Consider the following 5,479-nt stretch of genomic DNA (forward strand, 5'->3'; position numbering starts at 1 on the left):
AAGTAAAAAAGAAAAGGGGGTAAAAAGGGCGAAAAAAGGGAAAAAAGGTGTTGACGGTAGCGCACAGGGTTGGTATAGTAATATATGTTGTTTGGCGGAAACGTCAAGCAGGCCAACGGATTGAGCGACTAGGGCGCACCAAGAAATGCAAAAACATTTCAAAAAGGTGTTGACAAGCGTTTGATTAGATGGTAAGATATAAAAGTTGTTTCGTAAGGAAACAACGACATCGCAAGATGTCAGGTAGCACATTGAAAACTGAACAAAACTTTGATAAACAAATGTGTCGGGTCACTATTTTACGAAATAGTGTAAAGAAACAATTTGCGAAGTCAATTCGTAACAAACAATAAACGGATACGCTATAGCAATATAGCAAGTCAGTTAACATTGAAGAGCAATCTTCAAACTTTTAAAATGAGAGTTTGATCCTGGCTCAGGATGAACGCTGGCGGCGTGCCTAATACATGCAAGTCGAACGCTAGTCGCGGACCTGATCACTTCGGTGAGACGTAAAGCATATGGCTAGAGTGGCGAACGGGTGAGTAACACGTGGACAACCTGCCTCTAAGCAGGGGATAACATTTGGAAACAGATGCTAATACCGTATAACAACGCATTTCGCATGAAGTGTGTTTAAAAGGGGCTTCGGCCTCACTTAGAGATGGATCCGCGGTGCATTAGTTAGTTGGTGAGGTAAAGGCTTACCAAGACGATGATGCATAGCCGAGTTGAGAGACTGATCGGCCACATTGGGACTGAGACACGGCCCAAACTCCTACGGGAGGCTGCAGTAGGGAATCTTCCACAATGGGCGCAAGCCTGATGGAGCAACGCCGCGTGTGTGATGAAGGCTTTCGGGTCGTAAAGCACTGTTGTATGGGAAGAATAGTTAATGTAGGAAATGATGTTAATGTGACGGTACCATACCAGAAAGGGACGGCTAAATACGTGCCAGCAGCCGCGGTAATACGTATGTCCCGAGCGTTATCCGGATTTATTGGGCGTAAAGCGAGCGCAGACGGTTCGTTAAGTCTGAAGTGAAAGCCCACAGCTCAACTGTGGAATGGCTTTGGAAACTGGCGAACTTGAGTGCAGTAGAGGCAAGTGGAACTCCATGTGTAGCGGTGGAATGCGTAGATATATGGAAGAACACCAGTGGCGAAGGCGGCTTGCTGGACTGTAACTGACGTTGAGGCTCGAAAGTGTGGGTAGCAAACAGGATTAGATACCCTGGTAGTCCACACCGTAAACGATGAGTGCTAGGTGTTAGGAGGTTTCCGCCTCTTAGTGCCGGAGCTAACGCATTAAGCACTCCGCCTGGGGAGTACGACCGCAAGGTTGAAACTCAAAGGAATTGACGGGGACCCGCACAAGCGGTGGAGCATGTGGTTTAATTCGAAGCAACGCGAAGAACCTTACCAGGTCTTGACATCCTTTGAAGATGTTAGAGATAATATTGTTCTCTTCGGAGACAAAGTGACAGGTGGTGCATGGTCGTCGTCAGCTCGTGTCGTGAGATGTTGGGTTAAGTCCCGCAACGAGCGCAACCCTTATGTTTAGTTGCCAGCATTTAGTTGGGCACTCTAGACAGACTGCCGGTGACAAACCGGAGGAAGGCGGGGATGACGTCAGATCATCATGCCCCTTATGACCTGGGCTACACACGTGCTACAATGGCGTATACAACGAGTTGCGAACCGGCGACGGTAAGCTAATCTCTTAAAGTACGTCTCAGTTCGGATTGTAGTCTGCAACTCGACTACATGAAGTCGGAATCGCTAGTAATCGCGGATCAGCATGCCGCGGTGAATACGTTCCCGGGTCTTGTACACACCGCCCGTCACACCATGAGAGTTTGTAACACCCAAAGCCGGTGGGCTAACCTTCGGGAGGTAGCCGTCTAAGGTGGGACAGATGATTAGGGTGAAGTCGTAACAAGGTAGCCGTAGGAGAACCTGCGGCTGGATCACCTCCTTTCTAAGGATAAACGGAAACCGACGCTGACTTAAATGTCAAATTTGTAATCAAAAGTTTTGTTTAGTTTTGAGTGTGGTACTTTTAAATAGGTATCATAGTCAAGAATGCCTATGGGGAATTAGCTCAGCTGGGAGAGCACCTGCTTTGCAAGCAGGGGGTCAGCGGTTCGATCCCGCTATTCTCCATAGCCGATGTCGTAAGATGTTGGCGTGATGAACATTGAAAACTGAATAGTAACAAATTCTTTTTTGAAAGATATCGAAAGATATCAAAAAAATTGAACCGAGAAACAACATCAAGTTCTTTAATAAAGAACGGTTTAATCGCAGGTTGTGTTAAAGCAACCAACTCATAAACTGATCGATAGCACTGTGAGGTGTTATCCGGTTAAGTTAATAAGGGCGCATGGTGGATGCCTTGGCACTAGGAGCCGATGAAGGACGTGACTAACTACGATAAGCTTCGGGGAGCGGTAAGTACGCTATGATCCGGAGATTTCCGAATGGGGAAACCTAACATCTTAGGATGTTACTAATACATGAATACATAGTGTATTAGAGGAATACGCTGTGAACTGAAACATCTCATTAGCAGCAGGAGCAGAAAGAAAAATCGATTCCCATAGTAGCGGCGAGCGAAGTGGGAAGAGCCCAAACCAGCATGCTTGCATGTTGGGGTTGTAGGACTGTCGTTGAGTTACCAAGTAATGATATAGGTGAACAAGTTGGGAAGCTTGATCAAAGAGGGTGATAATCCCGTAACCGAAATATGATTACCTCTAGACAGGATCCTGAGTACGGCCGGACACGTGAAATCCGGTCGGAATCCGGGAGGACCATCTCCCAAGGCTAAATACTCCCTAGTGACCGATAGTGAACCAGTACCGTGAGGGAAAGGTGAAAAGCACCCCGGAAGGGGAGTGAAATAGTTCCTGAAACCATGACGCCTACAAGAAGTCAGAGCTCGTTAATGAGTGATGGCGTGCCTTTTGTAGAATGAACCGGCGAGTTACGGTATCGTGCGAGGTTAAGGTGGAAAGACCGGAGCCGCAGCGAAAGCGAGTGTGAATAGCGCGAATAGTACGATGCTGTAGACCCGAAACCAGGTGACCTACCCATGGTCAGGATGAAGGTGAGGTAAAACTTACTGGAGGTCCGAACCGGTGCATGTTAAAAAATGCTCGGATGAACTGTGGGTAGCGGTGAAATTCCAAACGAACCTGGAGATAGCTGGTTCTCTCCGAAATAGCTTTAGGGCTAGCCTCATAATAAGCATACTGGAGGTAGAGCACTGTTAAGCCTAGGGGCCCATCTCGGGTTACCAAAGTTTGATAAACTCCGAATGCCAGATATGTATGTATGGGAGTCAGACGGTGAGTGATAAGATCCATCGTCGAAAGGGGAACAGCCCAGATCGCCAGTTAAGGTCCCTAAATATATGTTAAGTGGAAAACGATGTGAAAGTGCATAGACAACTAGGATGTTGGCTTAGAAGCAGCCACCATTTAAAGAGTGCGTAATAGCTCACTAGTCGAGTGCCTTTGCGCGGAAAATGTACCGGGGCTAAACATATTACCGAAACTGCGGGTGTACTTTAAAGTACGCGATAGGAGAGCGTTGTATAGGCAATGAAGGTAGACCGTGAGGACTGCTGGAGCGTATACAAGTGAGAATGCCGGTATGAGTAGCGAAAGACAGGTGAGAATCCTGTCCACCGAATGACTAAGGTTTCCTGGGGAAGGCTCGTCCACCCAGGGTTAGTCGGGACCTAAGGCGAGGCCGAGAGGCGTAGTCGATGGATAACAGGTTGAGATTCCTGTACCAATGCTAATGCGTTATCACCGATGGAGGGACGCAGGAGGCTAACAGAAGCGCACGGTTGGAAAAGTGCGTGTAAATAGTAAGTCTAGTGAAGAGTGAAATGCTTTTGACTGTTAGGACAAGCTATGATGCGGATCGAAATAAAGTAGAGAAGTCTGTGATGTCACACTGCCGAGAAAAGCTTCTAGGGAGTATTAGGTTGCCCGTACCGCAAACCGACACAGGTAGTCGAGTAGAGAATACTAAGGTGAGCGAGAGAACCCTCGTTAAGGAACTCGGCAAAATGACCCCGTAACTTCGGGAGAAGGGGTGCTGACTTCGGTCAGCCGCAGTGAATAGGCCCAGGCGACTGTTTATCAAAAACACAGGTTTCTGCAAAATCGTAAGATGAAGTATAGGGGCTGACGCCTGCCCGGTGCTGGAAGGTTAAAAGGAGTGCTTAGCTTCGGCGAAGGTGCGAATTGAAGCCCCAGTAAACGGCGGCCGTAACTATAACGGTCCTAAGGTAGCGAAATTCCTTGTCGGGTAAGTTCCGACCCGCACGAAAGGCGTAACGATCTGGGCACTGTCTCAACGAGGGACTCGGTGAAATTTAAATACCCGTGAAGATGCGGGTTACCCGCGACAGGACGGAAAGACCCCATGGAGCTTTACTGTAGCTTGATATTGAGTGTTTGTGCTGCTTGTACAGAATAGGTAGGAGACGTAGAAACCGGAACGCTAGTTTCGGTGGAGTCAAAAGATGGGATACTACCCTCGTTGTATGACCACTCTAACTCTGGCCACTAATCGTGGTCGAAGACAGTGTCTGGCGGGCAGTTTGACTGGGGCGGTCGCCTCCTAAAAGGTAACGGAGGCGCTCAAAGGTTTGCTCAGAATGGTTGGAAATCATTCGTAGCGTGTAAAGGCACAAGCAAGCTTGACTGCGAGAGCTACAACTCGAGCAGGTACGAAAGTAGGACTTAGTGATCCGGTGGTTCCGCATGGAAGGGCCATCGCTCAACGGATAAAAGCTACCCTGGGGATAACAGGCTCATCTCCCCCAAGAGTCCACATCGACGGGGAGGTTTGGCACCTCGATGTCGGCTCATCGCATCCTGGGGCTGTAGTCGGTCCCAAGGGTTGGGCTGTTCGCCCATTAAAGCGGTACGCGAGCTGGGTTCAGAACGTCGTGAGACAGTTCGGTCCCTATCCGTCGCGGGCGCAGGAAATTTGAGAGGAGCTGTCCTTAGTACGAGAGGACCGGGATGGACATACCGCTGGTGTACCAGTTGTTCTGCCAAGGGCATAGCTGGGTAGCTACGTATGGATGAGATAAACGCTGAAAGCATCTAAGTGTGAAACTCGCCTCGAGATGAGATTTCCCATTCGAAAGAAGTAAGACCCCTTAGAGAAGATGAGGTAGATAGGCTAGAAGTGGCAGCGCTGTGAAGTGTGAAGCGGACTAGTACTAATAGGTCGAGGACTTAACCAAAGCAAAGTCCAATGAGTGGTTCAAGAAAGAGAAAAGAATAAGTTACTATTTAGTTTTGAGTGTTGATCACTCAAGGTGTCGTATTGATAGCATAGAGGATACACCTGTACCCATTCCGAACACAGAAGTTAAGCTCTATAGCGCCAAAAGTAGTTGGAGGATCGCTTCCTGCGAGGATAGGACGATGCGATGCCGTACATAGCAA

At 48.3% G+C, this 5,479-nt stretch carries 1 tRNA gene and 3 rRNA genes; all 4 read left to right on the forward strand.

What is annotated here, in order from left to right:
- Nucleotides 1-413 precede the first annotated feature (413 nt).
- The 4 genes from LEUFL_RS0101125 to rrf all read left to right on the forward strand — a co-directional run bounded on the left by LEUFL_RS0101125 (nt 414) and on the right by rrf (nt 5,467).
- A 16S ribosomal RNA gene (locus LEUFL_RS0101125) occupies nt 414-1,980 on the forward strand.
- Between the two features lie 112 nt (nt 1,981-2,092).
- Nucleotides 2,093-2,165, forward strand: a tRNA-Ala gene (locus LEUFL_RS0101130).
- A gap of 200 nt (nt 2,166-2,365) precedes the next feature.
- Nucleotides 2,366-5,274 (forward strand): 23S ribosomal RNA (locus tag LEUFL_RS0101135).
- Nucleotides 5,275-5,350: 76 nt separating this feature from the next.
- Nucleotides 5,351-5,467, forward strand: a 5S ribosomal RNA gene (gene rrf / locus LEUFL_RS0101140).
- The 16S, 23S and 5S rRNA genes sit together here with 1 tRNA gene alongside, the layout of an rRNA operon.
- Nucleotides 5,468-5,479 lie beyond the last annotated feature (12 nt).

Origin of the sequence: Leuconostoc fallax KCTC 3537 (assembly GCF_000165675.1) — a bacterium.
Taxonomy (GTDB): Bacteria; Bacillota; Bacilli; order Lactobacillales; family Lactobacillaceae; genus Leuconostoc_B; species Leuconostoc_B fallax.